Below are 20,508 nucleotides of genomic sequence, written 5' to 3' on the forward strand. Positions count from 1 at the left end.
AGGGCGCTGACTTACTCCGGTGCCGGACGGCTGCGGTTATTGAGCACGCCGTGGCTCTCTTCGAGGTAGCAGCTGCCGCAGAGCGATTCGTAGGTGACCTCTTCGCCATCGATGGCCACCTGGTCGCCGTCGAACACATAGACGCCGTCGATCTGGCGCCCGTTGAACACGGCTTTGCGTCCGCAGCGGCAGATGGTCTTGAGCTCTTCGAGGCTGTGGGCCACTTCGAGCAGACGGCGGCTTCCCGGAAAGGCGACGGTTTGAAAGTCCGTGCGGATTCCGTACGCCAGCACGGGCACGTTCTCGAGAATGGCGATGCGCAGCAGGTCGTCGACCTGGGTCTCGGTGAGAAACTGGGCCTCGTCGAGCAAGAGGGCGCTCACGTCACGGCCGGACTCTTTCAAGACCTGCGCGCGGTGCTGCTGGAACACGGCGTAGGCATCCGTTTGCGGGGTGAGCAAAAAATCGACGGCGCGCGTCACGCCGAGACGGGAGAGAATTCCGCGGTCGCCCTTAGTGTCGACCGACGGTTTGGCGAGCAGCACGTGGTGGCCGCGTTCCTCGTAGTTGTATGCCGCTTGCAGCATAGAGGTGCTTTTGCCGCTGTTCATGGCGCCGTATCGAAAGTACAGTTTCGCCATTTAGGTGCCTTTGGTTGAGTTTGAGCCGCTGCGGTCAGCGTCAAATTCTAGCGTGAGAAGCGGATGCCGGCTGGTCACGCGCACCTGGGAGAAGACGGCGCGGAGCACGCTGAGGTACGGGCGCAGGGCCCGGCGGCGTTGATACGGGGGCAGCGAGATTCCGGCCTGGATGGTGATGGTGTCGACGGCGCGTTCACCGGTCGAGCGCGATCGGGGCTTCAGCTGCGCCTGGGCCTGGGTGCGGGCCTGCGCGGCGGCTTGCTCCTGGGCGGCGGTCACGATGGCGATGGTCGTGGTGTCGGTGGCCGGGGTGGGGAGGGCTCCGCGGGCGCCGAAGGCCTGGGTGACCTGGGCGGTGTCGGCGGGGGCGGGGCCGGACCCGTCGATTTGCACGACGAGGCTGGTCGGATCAAAGCCCTTGAGTGTGCAGAGCGCCACGAGGATAGCGCCCGCGGCGGCACGCTGGTCGGAGTCGAAGGCGGTCGCTCGGCGCTCGGGGTCGGCAATGACGCAGAGCGGGTTGAGGCCGCGCTCGGTCAGTGCGGCGCGTTCACGTTCGATCAGGTCGTCGAGCCAGGTGTGGTCGACTTCGGCCACGAGCACCCGACGCACCTGGAAGGCGAGGGAGCGGGCCCGCTTCACGTCGGCGGCGGTGAGCGCATCCCGCTCGAGCACATCGGCCAGGAACGGCAGCACATCTGCACCGAGGTTCTTGACGCGATGGTCGACGACCTCGTGCGCGAGGAGGTCGCGCTTCTCCTCGGTGCGCCCGCGGATCGCGCGGCGGGCATCCGTTTGCCAACGGTGAATGGAATTGACGACCTGGCGCGAGAACGCGGCGGCGGCGAGGCTGGGCGCGAGCACCTGGGTCATGGCGATGATCGCGAACAGGGCGGGCGGGGTTCGCACGCCGAGAAAGGGCGATTGCCCGAGGGCGGTGGCGCCGACGATGATCGCTGAGATTCCGCCAAGCGCGAGGATTTCTTTCCATGGCCGGAACGGAGCGAGGGCGAGCAGCAGCAGGCCGAGTCCGATCGGGGCGAAGTCGTCCTGGATCATGCCGTTGTACTGCCAGGCGCTGGCCGCGGCGAGCACGTGGGCGACCAGGCCGAGGGCCACGACGACGATCGCACGGCTGCGGGTGAACGGGGCCAGGTCGGGGCGCGCCGACCAGACCAGCACGGCGGCCGCGATAATGAGCGCGGCGACGGCCGAGACCGCGAGCTCCTCAATTTGGATTTCGTGCGGACGCGACACGGTCGCCGCTATCGCGTAGGTCACCACGATCAGGGCGACAACCGGGGCGATCGGCCAGGCGGCCAGGCCACCGATGGGGTCGAGACGCTGCTGTGAAGCGGATGCCGGTGCGCGCGGCCGGCGCGGCGTGGGGGTCGCGCGGGTCATCGGGGGTTCCGGGGGGCGGGGGTGGCGTTGGCGTTGGCCGGGGTGGCGTTGGCCGGGGTGGCGTTGGCCGGGGTGGCGTTGAGGCTGCCGGGCCGGACCGGCGTGTGGTGGGTGGGCAGGGTTGGCTTCGGTTTGATGCTGGGGGGTTCGGCCGGCACGGTCAGTCGCACGCTTGCGCCGGCGCCCGGGCGGCTCCAGATCAGCACGGATCCGCCGAGCTGCTCGATACGTCGCCGCACGGACTGCCGTAGACCGAGCCGGTCGGAAGCGGATTCCGATTCCGTGAAGCCGCGGCCGGCATCCGTTATGAGGAGTGAAATGGTGCTGCGGTCGGACTCGATGGCGAGTTCGGCGGAGTCGATTCCGGCGTGGAGGATGACGTTGACGAGGCATTGCTGCACGGCGAGGCCGACGTCGCGATCGCTGCCGGCGTCGAGGCGAGCGAGAGCGTCGCGGTCTCCGGTGACCTCGATTTTCAGCCCGCGATCACGGCAGCGTTCGACGGCGGTGTAGACGGCGCTGGAGCGCCAGGCCGGGCTTGGTGTTGGCGCTTGCTCGTGGACGGCTGGCTGCGGTGACGTGGTCGTGCGGGCGTCGATATCGGCGAGCCAGTTGGTGTCGTGCAGGGTGGTGAGGGTGTCTCTCAGGCTGGCTTTGAGGCCCGGCGAGAGAGCGCCGGGTTCGGCCAGGGAGAGCGCGACGAGCTGGGAGACGGTCGTGTCGTTGAGTAAAGCGATGGCGCGGGTGTCGAGGGCATCGCGCAGCTGGCGGTTGGCGCCGTCCTGCACCGCGCGGTGGATGGCGGGTTGGGCGGCGTTGCTGGCGCGGCGGTCGATTCCGGCGAGCACCATAACCCCGACGAGTACGAGGTAGGTCGAAAGGGTGAACAGGTCGGGCTGGTAGGGCACGGTCGCGCCGACGATGGCGAGGAGCGCAGCCGCCTCGGCGAGCAGAAACGCCGCGGTGCTCCAGAGCACGCCAGCGAGGGCGGTGGATCCCGCGCCGCCGACCATAACGAGGGCCATCTTCGGCAGGGCGACGAGGAACATATTCGACGCGGGGAATACGTCGGGTACGCCGAGCACGGTGGCGGTGAAGACGTAAACGCCGAGGGTTCCAACGAGCAGATAGGCAACGGCCAGCGGGATGCGCCGATGCCTGGTGAAGAGGATGAGCAGGGCTGCCATGGCGGCCACGACCACGATGGTGATCCAGAGTTCGGGGGTTCTGAGGGTGAGGATGCTGACGGACAGGATCGCGGCGCTAAAGCAGGTCAGCGCGAACCAGTGCGCGGCCCGTGCGATGGCGCGTGCGAGCGTGCGCTGGACCAGGTGGCCGGGTAACCCTAGAGACATATTTCCCCCAATAGGTAAGTATGCCATCGGGGTGGGTAGGGGTTGGGTGCGGGGAAGGCAGTGATGGGGTCAGAACAGGGTCGGGGCCAAGTCGGGCGGGAGTTCGGCGGCGATCAGGGACCGGGGCGCCCCCGTGCTCCCGGCCCACCTTAGGGAACCGGGCCCATGATCCATCATGGGCCCGGTTTTCGGGCCCGGGCCCGGGCCCGGTGAACGGGCGGGGGTAAAGGCGGGCGTCCGGCGGGCGACGGGCATCCGTTCTGGGGAAGACGGGAGAGCGCTGGAGCGGAGGCCGCCGGTTGCGGGGTCGACGATGCCGCGTTCGAGGCCGTGCGCGCGAATGAGCGGCTTGATGCGCGCGGCGAGCCAGGTGCGGTACTCCTTGGGCGCGTATTGGCCGCCGGCGTAGAGCTCGAGGTAGCGGGTAACCAGCTCGGGATGCTCGCGGTCGAGCCAGCGCAGGTACCAGTCCTTGACGGCGGGCTTGAGGTTGAGGCCGGAATAGAGCACACTCGTGGCTCCGGCCGCCTTGGCCTGCCGCAGCGCCTCATCGAGGTGCGCGCGGGTGTCGGTGAGGAACGGCAAAATGGGCATGAGAAAGACGCCGCAGTCGAGTCCCCGTTCGCGCACCGCGGTCACAGTGGCGAGGCGCGCCTTCGTCGTGGGAGTTCCCGGCTCGACGGATTGCTGCAACTCATCGTCATAGATGGCAATTGACATGGCCAGGTCGACTGGAACGTGCTCACTCGCTTCGACGAGCAGGTCCAGGTCGCGGCGCAGCAGTGTGCCCTTGGTAAGAATGGAGATGGGGGTTTTGCTGTCAGCGAGTTCTGCGATGATGCCGGGCATGAGTCGATAGCGTCCCTCGGCGCGCTGATATGGGTCGGTGTTGGTGCCGAGCGCCACCGGATGCCTCCCCCAGGTGGGCTTGCCGAGTTCCTTGCGCAGCACCTCGGCCACGTTGACCTTGACGATGATCTCGCTATCGAAGTCTTTGCCGGCGTCGAGGTCGAGGTACTGGTGGGTCGGCCTGGCGAAGCAGTAGGTGCAGGCGTGGGAGCATCCGCGATAAGGGTTGATCGTGTAGCCGTACGGCAGCGCGCTCTGACCGGGTACGTGGTTAAGCGCCGACTTGCACAGGATCTCGTGGAACGTGATTCCGGCGAACTCGGGCGTCTGCACGCTGCGTACGAGGTTATTCAGGCGGGCGAGTCCGGGAAGGGCTCCGACCTGTTCGGTCTGTAGTTCCTGTGAGCTCCACCGCATGGGTATAGTCGAACACAAGTTCTAGGAAAGTGCAAGTGATGCCAGAAAAAACCGCACTGAAGCGGATGCCTCAGCTCGCGTCGCGCCGAAACGGTCGCGGATGCGCGTCGCGGCACTCGTTCGAGACGCGGGTACCCCTACGCAGGGGTGCCGCGAGTGCCTTGAGCTCGGCCAGCGCTGCGGGCCCCAGCGAGAGCGCGGCGGGCAGGCGATGGGCGGGCAGCGGCATCCGCTTTCGTGCTGACGAGGGCGATTCGCACTACTGTTTCAGCATGCGCACACCGACGGCACCCGCGTGACCCGGCTGCGGCGCAGCGACCCGACCCGGCCGGGGTATTCCCGGCGGCGCGCGGGCACGGGCTTCAGCTACCGCGACCCGGCCGGTCAGAAGGTCACCGAGAAGCAGCTGCGGCAGCGGTTCACGGAGCTAGCGATTCCGCCCGCCTGGACCGACGTGTGGATCTCGCCGCACCCGAACGGGCACATCCAGGCGATCGGCCTCGATGCGGCCGGGCGCCGCCAGTACATCTACCATCCGGCCTGGCGCGAACAGAAGGACCGCCTCAAGTTTGAGCGCGCGTTGGAGCTGGCCGCCTCCCTGCCCCGGGTGCGTGGTCAGGTGACCCGGGATTTGCGCGGGGACAGCGAGCCGCGCGCGCGGGCCCTCGCCGCTGCGTTTCGCATGCTCGACCTCGCTTCCCTGCGCATCGGCAGCGAGCGTTATGCCGACGACTACGGTAGCCACGGGCTCTCCACCCTGCTCTGTTCGCACGTGTCGGTGCGGGGAGACGTGGTGCGGCTGGACTTTCCCGCCAAGAGTGGTCAACAATTTCAAGGCGTCATAACGGATGCTGACCTCGCGACCTATCTGCGTGCCCGCCTGCGCGAGCGCCCGGCTGCACCGCTACTGTCCTGGGTGGTCGACGGGGAGGAGAATGCTCTCTCGGCCGCCGATATCAACTCGTTCATCAAGGAACGCACCGGCGGCGAGTTCAGCGCGAAGGACTTTCGTACCCTGCGGGGCACGGCCGCTGCGGCCCAAAGTCTGGCCCAGAGCCTCGCGCAGAATCTGAGGGCGGCGGCTGGCATGACCACGCACGAGGATGAGGCGAGCAGCGACGCGGGGACAAAATCGGGCAGCGCTGGGAGCAGGGCGAAGGCCAGCACCGCCGGGAGCGGGACAAAATCCGGCACCGCCGGGAAGGGGGCAAGGGACGGCGCCGCCGGAGCCGGCACGAAACCCAGCACTACAGCGACGGCGACCGGCGTTGGGGCCGTGCCGGCAGCATCCGCTTCACGGCAACCGCGGGCGGCGTCGCGCAACCGTCGCGCCGACACCCGTGCCATTGCCGAAGCGATGCGGCAGGCGGCCGCGGTGCTCGGCAACACCCCCGCGATCGCCCGCACGAGCTACGTCGACCCGCGCATCGTGGATCTGTTTCGCGCCGGCGAGACCATAGACCCGGCCGGCCGCGTCTCGGCAGAGACGGCACTGCGCACGCTCGTACTTGGTGACGATGTTTGAGAAACGACGCTTAAGAATGTCGCACGTTCGCGGTATAACTTGAGTGCCGCTCAGCTGATCCGGCTGCTGTCTATAAGAAAGGTATGCCCGTGACCCACGACTCTGACCCCGTTGAAGAACCACCCCTGGACATTCCTGAGCCGCCCAATACTCCCACAAACCCCGACCAGCTCGTTGGACCCGACGGACCCGACGGCCCGGCGCAGGAACATGCCGGCTCAACTGATGAAAGCACCGTAGCGGCCGTTCCGGTCGCCAGCGCCGAGACCGGTCCCGACGGCCCCGCACCGAGCGATGACGGCTCTACGGCCGGAGAAGCCGCCACAGCCAGCCCGGTCGAGCCCGACAGCGACACCGATCCTGACACCGACAGCGACAGCGACAGCGACAGCGACAGCAACAGTGACAGTGACAGTGACAGTGACAGTGACAGTGACAGTGACAGTGACAGTGAAGACGACCAGGACAACGCCGACAACCCATCGAACCCCGATCTGGTCGGCCACGATATCGATGGAGAAGCCCCCAACCTCGCCGAACCAACCGCCTAACCCCAAGGAGTCCCCCATGAAGGGCAAGTTTCTGTTTCTCGCCGGCACCGCGACCGGCTTCGTACTCGGATCCAAGGCCGGTCGCCAGGCCTACGACCGCATCGCCGCAAAGGCCCGCCAAATGTGGGGCGACCCCGGCACCCAGAAGGTCATCTCGCAGGCCGAAGGCATCGCGCGCGACGCCGCCACCGTCGCGCAGACCAAGGTGAGCGGTCTGCTCGACCAGGCCGAGGCATCCATTAAGAAGGAGGAGCGCAAGGCAAATCCGACCCCGGATGCCGACGGCCACGACCTGTAAATCCGTCACGACGCCGACGCCCCGGCTGGAGTCCCGGTAGGGGTGTCCGGCCGGGTGGTCTCCCGGGCGCCCGCGCCGGTGATTAGTCCCAGTCCCGTCCTTGATATGGGGCCAGGCTCGTGGTTGGGCACCGGGTCGCGTTGCGGGCCAAACGCCTGGTGTATCAGAGCGACCGACTCGGCGACGGGCGCGCTGGTCGGTGACGCGTGAGCTCACGGGCTCGGTCGGCCCAAATGTGGCGGGAGGCTCGGGCGCACCCGGCACCAGAAAGCTGGATTGGGCGCGGTCGAACGAGGAGTAGAACCAGCGCGTGTTGAGCACGCCGAGCTTGGTCACTCCGTAGGCACCCCCGATTTGTTCGATGATTCCCATCAGGGCGGCCGGGTCGCCGTCCGGTAGTGCGGGATCTCGAACCAGCCATTCGGTGGGTGTGAGCTGGAGGATGCCGAGTTGCGATACGCGCAGGTTCTCCGCATCCGAAACGCCATTGTTCGGGTTCACTTGCCGCCTCCGGGCCGCTTTGGGACCGTCAGGTAGCCCCACTCACTCTTTCAAGGGGTTGACGGGGTTGACGGGGTTGACGGGGTTGACGGGGTTGACGGGGTTGACGGCCCCCTCCTACGTGACTCTCACGAAACGCCCATCTACCAGGCCGCGAGATTGCAAAAAGTGCCCGATTGAAGGGTTCAATCGGGCACTTTTTGCGCTTTCGCGCGAGGGTGCTAGTTGCTGAGGTGCAGAACCTCAGCGGTGGCGGCGAGGGACGCGGCGGCAGCTGCGGGGTCGTCGGACAAGCGGGTGCCGTAGCTCGGAATCATCTGGCGGATGCGCGGCTTCCAGCCCTCGATGCGGTCGGGGAAGCAGCGGGCCAGCAGGTCCACCATGATTGGCGCGGCCGTCGAGGCTCCCGGCGAGGCACCGAGCAGTCCGGCGATCGAACCGTCGGACGAGGTGATGACCTCGGTGCCGAACTGCAGCACTCCGCCGAGCTTGGCATCCTTCTTCATGACCTGCACGCGCTGGCCGGCCGTGATGAGCTCCCAGTCCTTTGAATCTGCGGCGGGAATGAACTCACGCAGGGCCTTGAGCTTGGCGTTGCGCGAGGCGAACACCTCGCCGATCAGGTATTTCATCAGGTCGAAGTTGTGACGCGCGACCGCGAGCATCGGCCCGAGGTTGTGCGGGCGAATGGAGAACGGCAGGTCGAACCAGGTGCTGGTCTTCAGGAACTTCGGGCTGAATCCGGCGTACGGGCCGAACAGCAGCGACTTTTCGCCATCGACCACGCGGGTGTCGAGGTGCGGCACCGACATGGGCGGGGCACCCTTGGCCGCCTTGCCGTACACCTTGGCCTGGTGCTGGGCGACAAGCTTGGGGTTGTTCGTGCGCAGAAACTGGCCGCTGATCGGAAAGCCTCCGAACCCCTGAATTTCAGGGATTCCGCTCTGCTGCAGCAGCGCGAGCGCGCCACCGCCGGCGCCGACGAAGACGAACCGCGCGTTGATGGTGCTGCGGGTCTGCCCGACCTGACGCAGCAGTTTGAGGTTCCACGAACCATCCGCTTTGTGCCCCAGGCCGACGACCTGCTCGTTCATGTGCATGTTGACCCCCTGCTTTTCGAGGTTGTCGAACATGAACCGGGTGAGGGCGCCGAAGTCGACGTCGGTGCCGCTCGCGATGCGCGTGGCGGCGATCTTCTGGCCAGCCGGACGCTTGCGGGTGAGCAGCGGGGTCCAGGTGCCGATCTTTTCGACGTTGTCGCTGAACTCCATGCCGGCAAACAGCGGTTCGGTGACGAGTGCGGCGTGCCGCTTGCGCAGGTACTCCACGTTGGCTTTGCCGTGCACGAAGGTCATGTGCGGCGTGGAATTGATGAACTTTTCAGGCTCCGGCAGGGCACCAATAGAAACGAGGTGCGCCCACAATTGCCGGCTGATCTGGAACTGCTCGTTGATCACAACGGCCTTGTCGGCGGTGACCGAACCGTCTGCAGCCTGCGGCATGTAGTTGAGTTCGCACAGCCCGGCATGCCCGGTGCCGGCGTTGTTCCACGGGTTCGAGCTCTCCTGGGCCAGTTCACCGAGGCGCTCGTACACCTCGATGCGCCAGTTGGGCTGCAGCTCCTTGAGGAGCGTTCCGAGGGTGGCACTCATGATGCCGCCACCAATGAGGACAACGTCGACAGTTCCCTGAGAATTCACACTGTCGAGTGTATCGCTGCAAGCGGATGCCCCTGACCCGACCTCCGCTCAGTGCGGGTCACCACACCGACCGCACTGGCCGTGGCATGGCAGAGGGCCTCGGCCACTTCGGCCGCTGAATCGAGTCGGCGGGTGGCGCTGAGAATGTTGCTGCCGAGCACGACCCCGTTGATGCGGCGACGCATGTCCCACATGGTGCGCGGCACGATAGCGACGAGGGCCAAAACGAAGCTTCCCAGCAGGGTACCGACGGCAGTTTGGATAGCGGTGCGACCTTCTCCCGGTGTGGGCAGGCCGACCTGGGACCAGTAGGTCGAGGCCGTGCGCACCGGCACAATTCTGCTGCCCAGATCTTCGAGTACCCCGGCGACGGCCAGGGGAAAAAAGACGAGGCCCAGGATGCCGAATACTCCGAAGGAGACGCGCTGCAGCACGCCCCAAATCTTTCTTCGGCTCACTCAGTCAAAGCCAACGCAACTTACCCCCGGAGGAGGGCCGGAGCGGGGGTATTGGTGCGGGTGATTGTGTGGGCTTGCGGCGCCGGTATTGGGCCGTACTGGGCCGTACTGGGCCGTATTGGGCCGGGCCCACCCTGTGAACCTAGGCCCAGTTTCTAGACTGGGCCCCCGTTCCGGGCCCGGAACGTCTCGGCGCGCTCGCGGGTCAGGCTTGGGGCACGAGGCGGTCGGCAGCGATGAGCTCGGCGATCTGTACGGCGTTCAGCGCCGCACCCTTGCGCAGGTTGTCGTTGCTGATGAAGAGGGCCAGGCCACGGCCATCCGCTACGCCTTCATCCTGACGGATTCGGCCGACGAAGCTCGCATCCTGCCCTGCTGCCTGGAGCGGGGTGGGGATGTCGGTCAGTTCAACGCCGGGCGCGGTCTTGAGCAGTTCCTCGGCGCGGGCGACGCTGATCGGCTTCGCGAACTCGACGTTGATCGAGAGGGAGTGGCCGGTGAAGACGGGCACGCGTACACAGGTGCCGGAGACGAGCAGCTCCGGCAGGCCGAGGATCTTGCGGCTCTCGTTGCGCAGCTTCTTCTCTTCGTCGGTTTCAAACTGGCCGTCGTCGACGATGGCGCCGGCCAGCGGGATCACGTCGAACGCGATGGGCCGGGCGTAGATGGTGGGCTCTGGCAGGGCTACGGCGCTGCCGTCGTGCACGAGCTGGAACAGGTTCTCGTCTTGCGCGGCGACGCGCACCTGGCTGGCGAGTTCGAACGCTCCGGCCAGGCCGCTGCCGGAGACGGCCTGGTAGGTGCTGACGATCAGGCGCTTGAGCCCGGCCTCGTCGTGCAGTACCTTGAGCACGGGCATGGCGGCCATGGTGGTGCAGTTCGGGTTGGCGATGATGCCCTTGACGGCGAGCTTGATGGCTTCGGGGTTGACCTCGCTGACGACGAGGGGAACGTCTGGGTCCATCCGCCAGCCCGAAGAATTGTCAACGACGAGCACGCCGGCTGCCGCAAAGCGGGGAGCCTGCGCCTTGGAGAGCGTGGCACCGGCCGAGAAGATAGCAACGTCGAGCCCGGATGGGTCGGCGACGGAGGCATCTTCGACCGTGATTGACTCGCCCCGAAAGGTGAGGGTGGTGCCGGCCGAGCGTGCCGACGCGAAGAAGCGGATGCTCTTCACCGGAAAGTCACGCTCCTCCAGCAGACGACGCACGACGGCGCCCACCTGTCCGGTGGCTCCGACGACGCCGATGTTGATTCCAGAAGTGCTGACTGAGGTGGTCACGTGTGTTTCCTAACGTCGTTGGGGCTGTCTCCCGTGGCTAATTCAGGAAACATCGGCGATCCTGCCGATATTTTCTCCCCAGAGCGGATGCTGCGGGTCGATTCCCTGAATTAACTCCCAAAAGGTGGGGTGACGAGGTGGTGCGGGTGGTTGATGCGAGGTTCTCCCCCCACTTCGCGCATAACTCCTGCAATTTCGTCGCCCGCCGGTTCAGTCCCGCGCAATTACAGGGCAGTCAAAGTCGATGATGACAATTTGCAGGAGTTATGAACGGGCTGGGGCTGGACTGGGTGGTGAGGCGGGGCATCCGCTCGCCGAGGTGTGTGCGGGAGTTAGCGGCCGGAGCCGCCGTGAACGATGGCTTCGGCGTCGCCGTCGAGCCCGAACGCGGTGTGTACCACGCGGAGGGCTTCGTTGATGGTGTCGGCGCGGGTGACGACCGAAATGCGGATCTCGCTCGTCGAGATCATCTCAATGTTGATCCCGGCTTCGTAAAGCGCCTCGAACAGTTTCGCTGAGACACCGGTGTTGGTGCGCATGCCGCCGCCGACCAGGGCGAGCTTGGCGATCTGGTCGTCGTACTGCAGGCCAGCGAATCCGATGCGGTCGCGCTCGTTGGTCAGTGCCGTGAGCACCTGCTGGCCCTCCGACTTGGGCAGGGTGAAGGAGATGTCGGTGAGTCCGGTCGACGCGGCCGACACGTTCTGCACGATCATGTCGACGTTGGCGTTGGTCTTGGCGACGATCTTGAAGATCAGGGCGGCCTTGCCGGGAATGTCGGGAACGCCGACGACGGTGACCTTCGCTTCGCTCAGGTCGGCGGCGATTCCGGCGATGATGGGCTCTTCCACAATTTCTCCATTTTCTCGCGCGGTCGCGGCGTTGTAGACGATGGTGCCGGTGTTGTTGTTGAAGGAGGAGCGCACGTGCAGCGTGACCCCATGGCGGCGAGCATATTCCACAGCGCGAATATACAAAACTTTGGCTCCAGCGGCGGCGAGTTCGAGCATCTCTTCGCTCGTCACGCGCTCGAGTTTGCGAGCCTTGGGAACGACGCGGGGATCAGCGGTGAAGACGCCATCGACATCCGTGTAAATCTCGCAAATGTCGGCGCCGAGGGCGGCGGCCAGTGCGACGGCGGTGGTGTCGGATCCGCCGCGTCCGAGGGTGGTGATGTCTTTGGTGTCGCGGTTGAAGCCCTGGAAGCCGGCGACGATCGCGACGGCACCCTCGTCGAGGGCATCGCGGATGCGTCCGGGCGTGACGTCGACGATGCGCGCCGAGCCGTGGCTCGCGTCGGTGATCATGCCAGCCTGGCTGCCGGTGAAGGAGCGGGCGTCGTAGCCGAGGCTCTTGATGGCCATCGCGAGCAGCGCCATGGAGATGCGTTCGCCCGCGGTGAGCAGCATGTCGAGCTCACGCGGGGCGGGCAACGGCGTGACCTGATGGGCGAGGTCGAGCAACTCGTCGGTACTGTCTCCCATCGCCGAGACGGCGACGACGACCTCGTTGCCGGCCTTGCGGGTGTCCACGATGCGCTTGGCAACCCTCTTGATACTTTCGGCATCGGCGACGGACGATCCGCCGAACTTCTGCACGATCAAGCTCATGTGACTCCTGAGATGGGGGTGTCGCTGGCCGATGTTCGGGCCGCGTCCAAGTTCCCATCCTAAATGCTGGTGCTGACGGGTGGGTGCCATGTGACACTGTGCGGCGGCGTTCAGCGAATTCAGGGGCACGCGTGCAGGGCGGGCACTCAGGAGTGCGCGTGCACGCGTGCAGGCGGGGGCGGGGGAGGGCGCCATCCGGACGCCGGGCCCAGGATAGGGAACCGGGCCCATGATCAAGCGTGGGCCGAGTTTCCGGGCCCGGGAAGTACTACGAGACCGCGCGGGGACGTCACCGCACCGAATCACTCGACGGGCCCGAATACGGACGCCGGGCCCAATGTTAGGGAACCGCGGTCCGGATACGGACGCCGGGCCCAGGATAGGGAACCGGGCCCATGATCAAGCATGGGCCCAGTTTCCGGGCCCGGCCCGGGAAGTACTACGAGACCGCAAAGGGCGGCCGCAGGTGCGGCGGGTGGCGGGTGGCTAGTGGGTGACCTCGCGGCGGCCCTCGAAGGCTCGGCCGAGGGTGACCTCGTCGGCGTATTCGAGGTCGCCGCCGACGGGCAGGCCCGAGGCGAGACGGGTCACCTTGATCTCGAGCGTCGTCAACAGGCGCGAGAGGTAGGTGGCAGTCGCCTCCCCCTCGAGGTTCGGGTCGGTCGCGATAATGACCTCCTGCACTGTGTTGTCGGCGAGGCGCTGCATCAGCTGGCGGATACGCAAGTCGTCGGGGCCGATGCCGTCGATCGGGCTGATCGCTCCGCCGAGCACGTGGTACAGGCCCTTGAACTCGCGGGTGCGTTCGATCGCGACGACGTCCTTGGCCTCTTCGACCACGCAGATCGAGGTGGGGTCGCGGCGCGGGTCGCGGCAGATCAGGCAGGTCGGCTGCTCGGACACGTTGCCGCAAATGTCGCAGAACCGCACCTTGTCGCGCACCTCGAGCAGCACGTTGGCGAGCCGGGTCACGTCGAATTTCTCGGTCTGCAGAATGTGGAACGCGATGCGCTGCGCCGACTTCGGTCCGATGCCGGGAAGCTGGCCGAGCTCGTCGATCAGCTCTTGAACGATGCCTTCATACATGGTTTAGTGGTCGTTTCTGGTTCGGGGCGCCGCGGTGTACGGCTGTTCTTCGATGAAGGTCGCGCCCAGGATCTCGCGCACCACGGCCTCACCATAGCGCTGCTTCTCAGCGAAGGACGGCGCGCGGGACGGGTCTTTCGCGGCTCCGCGCTGGCCGGATGCGTTCGGGTGTTGACGCTGCGCCGGCGCAGACTGCTGGCCGCGGTTTTGCTGATCGCTCGGCTGGCCAGCGTTGCGCTGGTCGTTCGGCTGGCCGGGGATTTGCTGATCGCTCGGCTGGCCAGCGTTGCGCTGGTCGTTCGGCTGGCCGGGGATTTGCTGGCCCTGCTGGCCGGAAGGCTGCTGGCCGGGAGCGTGGGCCGCGTTCTGCTGGCCTGAGCGACGCGAATCCTGCTGCCCTGCACTGCTTGGCTGCCCCGAGGTCAGCTGCGAAGCGGATGCCTCGGCGTCGGCCCCGTAGTCGGGCACGCGTTCCTCCGCGGGCGCGTCCATTTCGGGCGGCGCGTCGTCGTCGCCAAATGGCGGGGGCGCATCGTCAAATGGCGGCTCGTCCCGGCGCGGGGACGCGGAGTCGGCGAGCGAAGACGGCGCTGAGACTGGAGTTGACGACGACGAGGAAGCCGAGACCGAAGCCGCGTCGGGTACGTCTGATATCGGAGCCGCGGGACTGGCGGGGGCCGGGGCATCCGTTGTGTCGTCGACGACGGCAGGCAATGCCGGGCCGTTGGGCGAGCCGGGAATCGCCACGGTGGCCCACCCACTGGTCGAGGCGGCGACGGCCGAGGCACCTGCTGGTGTGGAAGCTGGCGCCGCCGCGGGTGCCGCAGTAGCCGCAGTAGCACGCGCAGCGAGCGCAGCGGTGGGAGTAGCCGGCCCGGGAGCCCCGGACGCAGACGCAGAGGGCGCGGAGGTCGCAGGCGCGGAAGCAGGCGACCGGACTTGCGCGGCCTCGGTCGAGGCTGGATCGGTGAGCGCGGATTCTGCTGTGTCGGCCGCGTTTTCAGTCGACCCAGGTGATGCGCTCGACACAGAGTCGGCTCCGAGAGCTGCCGGCACAGAAGCTGCCGGCACGGAAGTTGTCGGCACAGAAGTTGCCGGCGGTTTCGGTGCGGGAACCGCTGGCGCAGGCTCCGCGGCGACGGTCGTCGAGTCGCCGGACGATGCGCTCGGCGAGGACGTTTCACGGCCGGCATCGACCCGGGCGATGAACTTGACGCGCAAGCCGAGCACGGCGACGATCGCGGTGCGGAGGAAGTCGCTCGTTCCCATTCCTGGAACCTTCTGCTGCTTGAAGCTGTCAACGTCGGCAACGCTCGGGAACGACAGCGCGAGTACGTCACCGTTCAGGCTGAGCACGTGCGCGGTGTAGACGACGAGCCACGCGGTCGTTTTTTCCGTTTTCACGGCCTCGAGAATTTCGGGCCAGGCGTCTTTCAACTGCTGCAGGGAGACCGGCGCCCCCGGAACAACGGCCGGGCGGGCAGTCTGCGCCCCCGGGATGGCGGTCTCGTTGGGCAGGCCTTGGATCGAGCCTGTCGAGATTTCGACCAGCGGAGAGGGTGAGGCCGCGGAGGTTACTGGCGCGCCGGAAGCGGCAGGCGAGGAGCCCGGCGTAGAGCTCGAAGAAGGTGCTGCGCCCGCGGAAGGGGCGGAACCGGAAGATGACGCGGGACCCGCGGAGGAAGGTGATGCCGCGGAGGCGCCCTGAGTTCCCGGGATGGCGGTTTCAACAGGCTGGACCAGCGGAGCAGGAGGCGCCGCGGGCGCGACCGGGGCCCCCACCCGCTGATCGAGCTTACCGAGATCGCCACTGGCCGACCGGGGCGCGGGCGCCGACGCAGCGACCCCGTCGACCCCGATGCGACGCTCGAGCCGCTCGACCCGGGCGAGGGCGCCGCGGGTCGTGTCATCGGTCGCGGGAATCAGGGCGCGCGCGATCATCAGTTCGAGGTGCAGGCGCGGCGAGGTTGCCCCGCTCATCTCGGTGAGGGCGGCGTTCAAAATATCGGCGGTGCGCGAGAGTTCGGCTGGCCCGAAAGCGGATGCCTGCACGCTCATGCGCTCCAGCTCGTCTTGCGGCACCCCGCGCAGCACCGCTGCAGCTCCCGCGACGCTGGTGGCCGCGACGATGATGAGGTCTCGCATCCGCTCGAGAAGGTCTTCGACGAACCGGCGCGGATCTTGCCCGGTCTGGATGACCCGGTCGACGGCGTCGAACGCGGCCGCGGAATCGCGGGCTCCGATGGCGTCGACGGCTTCGTCGAGCAGCGAGGCGCTCGTGTATCCGAGCAGGGCGACGGCGCGCTCGTACTCAATGGACTGACCGTCGGCCCCGGCCATGAGCTGGTCGAGCAGTGACAGGGTGTCGCGCGGCGAGCCTCCGCCGGCGCGCACGACCAGCGGCAGCACGCCCGGAGCGACGACCATCTTCTCGACGTCACACATCTGCTGCACGTATTCGAGCATCGGACCCGGCGGCACCAGCCGGAACGGATAGTGATGGGTGCGCGAACGGATGGTGCCGATCACCTTTTCGGGTTCGGTGGTCGCAAAGATGAACTTCACGTGTTCCGGCGGCTCTTCGACGATCTTCAGCAGCGCGTTGAAGCCCTGCGGCGTCACCATGTGTGCCTCGTCGAGGATGAAGATCTTGTAACGGTCGCGGGCCGGCGCGAAGATAGCGCGCTCACGAATATCGCGGGCATCGTCGACACCGTTATGGCTGGCCGCGTCGATTTCGACGACGTCGAGCGACCCGCCACCGTCGCGGGCGAGCTCAACGCAGCTCGGGCAGACGCCGCACGGAGTGTCGGTGGGGCCCTCGGCGCAGTTCAGGCAGCGGGCCAGGATGCGCGCGCTCGTGGTCTTGCCACAGCCGCGCGGGCCGCTGAATAGATAGGCGTGATTCACCCGGTTGGTGCGGAGCGCCGTCATCAGCGGATCAGTCACTTGGGACTGGCCGATCATCTCGGCAAAGGTCTCTGGCCGATAGCGGCGATACAGGGCGGTAACCACGCTCTAATGGTACTTGCCGCAACCGACACTCCGCCGCGCGCAGGCGTCAGCCTGAAGGTCAAGACCCCCGAACCCACGGATGACGTGCGCGACCGGGCATACTTCAGTGCGAAGATCGCGCGCTAAGGTCCAGTTCAGCGTCAAATCAGCCTGAGCGCAGTGATATTACTCTGCTTTCTGCTGATCGTGACCTGACTCAGTGCAGCTAGTGCACCGTGGCGAGGGTCTGGCGGGCTATCTCCAGCTCCTCATTGGTGGGGATGACGAGCACTGTGACCGCAGAGTCGTCGGCCGAGATGCGCCGCGCACCTCGATTCGCAGCGGCATTGCGCTCCGGGTCGATCCGGATTCCAAACGCCTCGAGTTCACCGACCGCGCGCGCTCGCAGCATCGGGTCGTTCTCGCCGACTCCCGCCGTGAACGTGATCACGTCGACCCGCCCCAGCTGGGCGAAGTAGGCGCCGACATAGTGCTTGAGCCGGTGCACGTAGACGTCGATGGCGAGCTGGGACGGACCGTCGCCGGACTCCGCCGCTACGATCACGTCGCGCATATCGCCGCGACCGGTGAGGCCGAGCAGCCCGCTGCCGCGGTTCAGCAGGGTGTCGAGCTCGTCCATGTCGAGACCGGCCCGGCGGTGCAGGTGGAACAGCACGCCCGGGTCGATGTCACCCGAGCGGGTGCCCATGACGAGTCCCTCGAGCGGGGTCATGCCCATGCTCGTCTCCACCGATCGGCCGCCGCGCACCGCACACACCGATGCGCCGTTGCCGAGGTGCAGCACAATCTGGTTCAGGTCGGCCAGTGGACGGTCGACGAATTCCGCGGCGGCCCGCGAGACGAAGCTGTGGCTCGTACCGTGAAACCCGTAGCGGCGGATGCGGAACCGCTCGGCCAGGTCCACGTTGATCGCGTAGGTGAACGCCTCGGGCGGGAGGGTCTGGTGAAAGGCCGTGTCGAAGATGGCCACGTGCGACACCGAGGGAAAGGCAATCTCAGCGGCCACGATGCCCTGCAGCGCGCCCGGGTTGTGCAGCGGCGCGAGCCCGGAGAGCTCGTCGATGTCGCGTTCCACCTGCGGTGTGACGAGGGTCGGCTCGTGAAAACGAGCCCCGCCGTGAACAACCCGGTGGCCGACCGCGACCGGCGCATGGGTGGCGAGCGAGGGGCCATGCGCGTGGAAGGCCTCGAGCATGACGGCGAACCCGGCCGTGTGGTCGGGAATGGGCAGTTCACGCCAGGTCTTGGCGCTCTCGGCGCCACCCACACCGCTCACCGAATGCGACGAGTGCCCCATGAGCTCGCCGATACGCTCGACCAGTCCACTCGCGAGGGTGGTCTCGGTGTCCATCTCGATCAGCTGGTATTTGAAGGAGCTCGACCCCGAGTTGACGACCAGAACCGCGGTCATCGAATGGCTCCAGCCGGCGTCGCATCCACTGCCGCAGCCAGGGCCGCGGCATCCGTGAGTCCGGCCGCCTGAATTGCGGTGATCGCCACGGTGTTCACGATGTCCTGCACGAGGGCTCCGCGCGACAGGTCGTTGATCGCCTTGCGCAGACCCTGCAGCACCGGTCCGATCGCGACGGCTCCCGCGCTGCGCTGCACCGCCTTGTAGGTGTTGTTGCCGGTGTTGAGATCCGGAAAGATGAACACCGTGGCGCGGCCAGCCACGCTGGAACCGGGCATCTTGGTGGCCGCGACCGCGGCATCCGCTGCTGCATCGTATTGAATCGGACCCTCGACCAGCAGATCGGGTCGGCGCTCACGCACGAGGGCGGTCGCGGAGCGTACCTTTTCGACGTCGGCGCCCTCGCCGGAGGTTCCGGTGGAGTAGGACAGCATCGCGATGCGCGGCTCGATGCCGAACTGCACGGCCGTCGCCGCGGCCGAGATGGCGATATCGGCTAGCTGCTCGGCCGTCGGCACCGGAATGACGGCGCAGTCGCCGTAGACCAGCACGCGGTCGGCGAGCGCCATGAGGAACACGCTCGACACCACGCCGACGCCGGCCTGGGTCTTGATGATCTCGAAGCTCGGCCGAATGGTGTGCGCGGTGGTGTGCGTCGCGCCAGACACCATGCCGTCGGCGAGGCCCAGCTGCACCATCATCGTGCCGAAATAGCTCACATCGGTGACGGTTTCATTGGCCTGGTCGAGCGAAATTCCCTTATGTGCTCGCAACTGCATATATTCGTGGGCGAACTTGATTCGCAGCAGATCGTCGTACGGGCTCACGACGTGGGCCTTGGAAATGTCTAGGCCGAGGCCGATCGCGCGAGATCGCACCTCGAATTCCTCACCGAGGATGGTCAGCTCGACCACGTCGCGGGCCAGCAGGGTCGCGGCGGCGCGCAGCACGCGGTCATCCTCACCCTCGGGCAGCACGATGTGCTGACGGTTCTGGCGCGCGCGTTCGAGCAGCGCGTACTCGAACATGAGCGGCGTGACGACCTCCGCGCGGCTCACATCGAGCCGGTCCAGCAAAGCGGATGCGTCGACGTGAGTCTCGAACAACGCCAGCGCGGTGTCGTGCTTGCGCTGGGAGTCGGCGGCGAGGCGTCCACGGGCGCGCGTGATGCGCATGGTCGTGTCGTACGAGCCGAGTGAGGTTCTGATGATCGGAAGCGAGGGGGCGAGGCCTTCCATCAACCGTTGGATCGCCTCGGGCAGCTCGAAGCCGCCATTGAGAACGATGCCGGCGATCGACGGGAAGGTTGCGGAGGCGTTGGCCAGCAGCACGGCCAGCAGCACGTCTTCGCGGTCGCCCGGCACAACGACGACGGCGCCCTGGATCAGGCGCGGCAGCACGTTGACCATCGACATTGCTGCCACGACGACGCCGAGCGCCTCACGGGCCAGCAGGGCAGGGTCGCCCTTGATCAGGGTGCCCTCGGTGGCCTCCATAATGCTCTGCATGCTCGGTGCGACGAGGTACGGGTCTTCGGGGATGGCCCAGATCGGCACGCCGAAAGCGCCGCCGGACCGGGCGGGCTGGGCATTGGTGGTGGCCCGCACCGCGTCAATGATGGCCGGCAACGCGTTCTCGTCGGCCCGATTGATGATGATCGCCAATACGGATGCGTGTTCGTCGCGCAATTCCGCCAGCGCCACGTCGGTCTGCTGGGCGATGTCCACGGACGAGCGGGCGTCGCTCTGACCGAGGCGTTCGCCCTCGCCCGGGCCGACTCGGCCACCGAGCACGAGCAGCACGGGGGCGCCGAGATTGGCCGCGATGCGCGCGTTGAAGGCGAGTTCAGTGGGGCTGCCGACGTCGGTGTAATCACTGCCGATGACGACGACCGTGTCGCAGTTGGCCTCGACCGCTTTGTACCGCGCAACGATGCGGGCCAGGGCGGCGTCTGGATCGGTGTTGACGTCGTCGTAACTGACACCGATGCTCTGCTCGTAGGTTTGTCCGGCGGCAGCGCCGGGGCCGGCGTTCGCCTGCAGGTGCCGGAGGAGAAGCTCGACGACGTAGTCGGGCTCGGTCGCAGTGCGGGCGACCGGGCGGAACACACCGACCCGCTCCACGAGGTGGGTGAGTGTGTCGAGCACGCCGAGGGCGATCGTCGACTTGCCGGTATTGCCTTCTGCGCTGGTGATATAGATGCTTCGAGCCACGGTGTCCATTCAAGCTTATTCGGAGTGGGAGTGCGTCGGCGGGATCATAGAGGTAAGTCGTGACCCACGCTATACCGAGTTTGGGTGGGTCGATGGCGGTTGAGTTAGCCTGCGCGGATGGCGGGGTTCCGCAGACGGCCAGCGCGGGGCGATGGCGGTCGTCAAGCTCGACCAACGACAGGCGGCGTCCCG

General features: G+C 66.8%; 15 protein-coding genes. 3 read left to right on the plus strand and 12 right to left on the minus strand.

Annotation, left to right across the window (positions count from 1 at the left end):
• Window positions 1-11: 11 nt before the first annotated feature.
• The 4 genes from E3T43_RS04325 to E3T43_RS04340 all read right to left on the minus strand — a co-directional run bounded on the left by E3T43_RS04325 (window position 12) and on the right by E3T43_RS04340 (window position 4,666).
• Complete coding sequence (locus E3T43_RS04325) at window positions 12-641, minus strand: thymidine kinase (RefSeq protein WP_134471483.1); 630 nt, start codon at window positions 639-641, stop codon at window positions 12-14.
• Window positions 642-2,045 (minus strand): hypothetical protein, encoded by a 1,404-nt coding sequence (locus tag E3T43_RS04330; protein ID WP_134471484.1) that lies wholly within the window; start codon window positions 2,043-2,045, stop codon window positions 642-644. It abuts the gene before it with no gap.
• Complete coding sequence (locus E3T43_RS04335; RefSeq protein ID WP_134471485.1) at window positions 2,042-3,400, minus strand: sensor histidine kinase; 1,359 nt, start codon at window positions 3,398-3,400, stop codon at window positions 2,042-2,044. The genes E3T43_RS04330 and E3T43_RS04335 overlap by 4 nt, the downstream gene beginning before the upstream one ends.
• A gap of 69 nt (window positions 3,401-3,469) precedes the next feature.
• The gene (locus E3T43_RS04340; RefSeq protein ID WP_134471486.1) at window positions 3,470-4,666 is read right to left on the minus strand and encodes an Rv2578c family radical SAM protein; all 1,197 of its coding nucleotides are present in this window, start codon (window positions 4,664-4,666) and stop codon (window positions 3,470-3,472) included.
• A gap of 295 nt (window positions 4,667-4,961) precedes the next feature.
• Here E3T43_RS04340 and E3T43_RS04345 point away from each other — a divergent pair, with 295 nt between their 5' ends.
• The 3 genes from E3T43_RS04345 (at window position 4,962) to E3T43_RS04355 (ending at window position 7,040) form a co-directional block, all read left to right on the plus strand.
• Window positions 4,962-6,191, plus strand: a complete 1,230-nt coding sequence (locus E3T43_RS04345) for a DNA topoisomerase IB (protein WP_134471487.1) — start codon at window positions 4,962-4,964, stop codon at window positions 6,189-6,191.
• A gap of 89 nt (window positions 6,192-6,280) precedes the next feature.
• Window positions 6,281-6,742, plus strand: coding sequence for a hypothetical protein (locus tag E3T43_RS04350; RefSeq protein WP_134471488.1), 462 nt, complete (start codon window positions 6,281-6,283; stop codon window positions 6,740-6,742).
• Between the two features lie 16 nt (window positions 6,743-6,758).
• The gene (locus E3T43_RS04355; protein WP_134442942.1) at window positions 6,759-7,040 is read left to right on the plus strand and encodes a hypothetical protein; all 282 of its coding nucleotides are present in this window, start codon (window positions 6,759-6,761) and stop codon (window positions 7,038-7,040) included.
• 722 nt (window positions 7,041-7,762) lie between these two features.
• On the opposite strand, the gene E3T43_RS04360 is transcribed toward E3T43_RS04355, so the two are convergent.
• The 8 genes from E3T43_RS04360 to pta all read right to left on the minus strand — a co-directional run bounded on the left by E3T43_RS04360 (window position 7,763) and on the right by pta (window position 20,316).
• Window positions 7,763-9,241, minus strand: a complete 1,479-nt coding sequence (locus E3T43_RS04360; RefSeq protein WP_134442944.1) for a malate:quinone oxidoreductase — start codon at window positions 9,239-9,241, stop codon at window positions 7,763-7,765.
• Entirely contained in the window at window positions 9,238-9,699 is a 462-nt protein-coding gene (locus tag E3T43_RS04365; RefSeq protein WP_134442945.1) for a hypothetical protein, read from the minus strand. The genes E3T43_RS04360 and E3T43_RS04365 overlap by 4 nt, the downstream gene beginning before the upstream one ends.
• Before the next feature lie 205 nt (window positions 9,700-9,904).
• The gene (locus E3T43_RS04370; protein WP_134442946.1) at window positions 9,905-10,981 is read right to left on the minus strand and encodes an aspartate-semialdehyde dehydrogenase; all 1,077 of its coding nucleotides are present in this window, start codon (window positions 10,979-10,981) and stop codon (window positions 9,905-9,907) included.
• 332 nt (window positions 10,982-11,313) lie between these two features.
• Window positions 11,314-12,591, minus strand: coding sequence for an aspartate kinase (locus tag E3T43_RS04375; RefSeq protein WP_134442947.1), 1,278 nt, complete (start codon window positions 12,589-12,591; stop codon window positions 11,314-11,316).
• Between the two features lie 486 nt (window positions 12,592-13,077).
• Window positions 13,078-13,677, minus strand: coding sequence for a recombination mediator RecR (recR, locus tag E3T43_RS04380; protein WP_134442948.1), 600 nt, complete (start codon window positions 13,675-13,677; stop codon window positions 13,078-13,080).
• A 3-nt stretch (window positions 13,678-13,680) separates the two neighbouring features.
• A complete protein-coding gene (locus tag E3T43_RS04385) occupies window positions 13,681-16,644 on the minus strand; it encodes a DNA polymerase III subunit gamma and tau (RefSeq protein WP_370449874.1) in 2,964 nt (987 codons plus the stop codon).
• A 253-nt stretch (window positions 16,645-16,897) separates the two neighbouring features.
• Window positions 16,898-18,103, minus strand: coding sequence for an acetate/propionate family kinase (locus E3T43_RS04390; protein WP_134471490.1), 1,206 nt, complete (start codon window positions 18,101-18,103; stop codon window positions 16,898-16,900).
• Entirely contained in the window at window positions 18,100-20,316 is a 2,217-nt protein-coding gene (pta, locus tag E3T43_RS04395; protein ID WP_134442951.1) for a phosphate acetyltransferase, read from the minus strand. The genes E3T43_RS04390 and pta overlap by 4 nt, the downstream gene beginning before the upstream one ends.
• Between the last annotated feature and the right edge of the window lie 192 nt (window positions 20,317-20,508).

The organism is Cryobacterium sp. Hh7, from assembly GCF_004403155.1.
GTDB classification, from domain to species: Bacteria; Actinomycetota; Actinomycetes; order Actinomycetales; family Microbacteriaceae; genus Cryobacterium; species Cryobacterium levicorallinum.

Bases quoted from the DNA above. Each gene is read 5' to 3' on its own strand.
- E3T43_RS04325 (WP_134471483.1), bottom strand. From the start codon at position 641: ATGGCGAAACTGTACTTTCGATACGGCGCCATGAACAGCGGCAAAAGC.
- E3T43_RS04330 (WP_134471484.1), bottom strand. From the start codon at position 2,045: ATGACCCGCGCGACCCCCACGCCGCGCCGGCCGCGCGCACCGGCATCC.
- E3T43_RS04335 (WP_134471485.1), bottom strand. From the start codon at position 3,400: ATGTCTCTAGGGTTACCCGGCCACCTGGTCCAGCGCACGCTCGCACGC.
- E3T43_RS04340 (WP_134471486.1), bottom strand. From the start codon at position 4,666: ATGCGGTGGAGCTCACAGGAACTACAGACCGAACAGGTCGGAGCCCTT.
- E3T43_RS04355 (WP_134442942.1), top strand. From the start codon at position 6,759: ATGAAGGGCAAGTTTCTGTTTCTCGCCGGCACCGCGACCGGCTTCGTA.
- E3T43_RS04375 (WP_134442947.1), bottom strand. From the start codon at position 12,591: ATGAGCTTGATCGTGCAGAAGTTCGGCGGATCGTCCGTCGCCGATGCC.
- recR (WP_134442948.1), bottom strand. From the start codon at position 13,677: ATGTATGAAGGCATCGTTCAAGAGCTGATCGACGAGCTCGGCCAGCTT.
- E3T43_RS04385 (WP_370449874.1), bottom strand. From the start codon at position 16,644: ATGATCGGCCAGTCCCAAGTGACTGATCCGCTGATGACGGCGCTCCGC.
- E3T43_RS04390 (WP_134471490.1), bottom strand. From the start codon at position 18,103: ATGACCGCGGTTCTGGTCGTCAACTCGGGGTCGAGCTCCTTCAAATAC.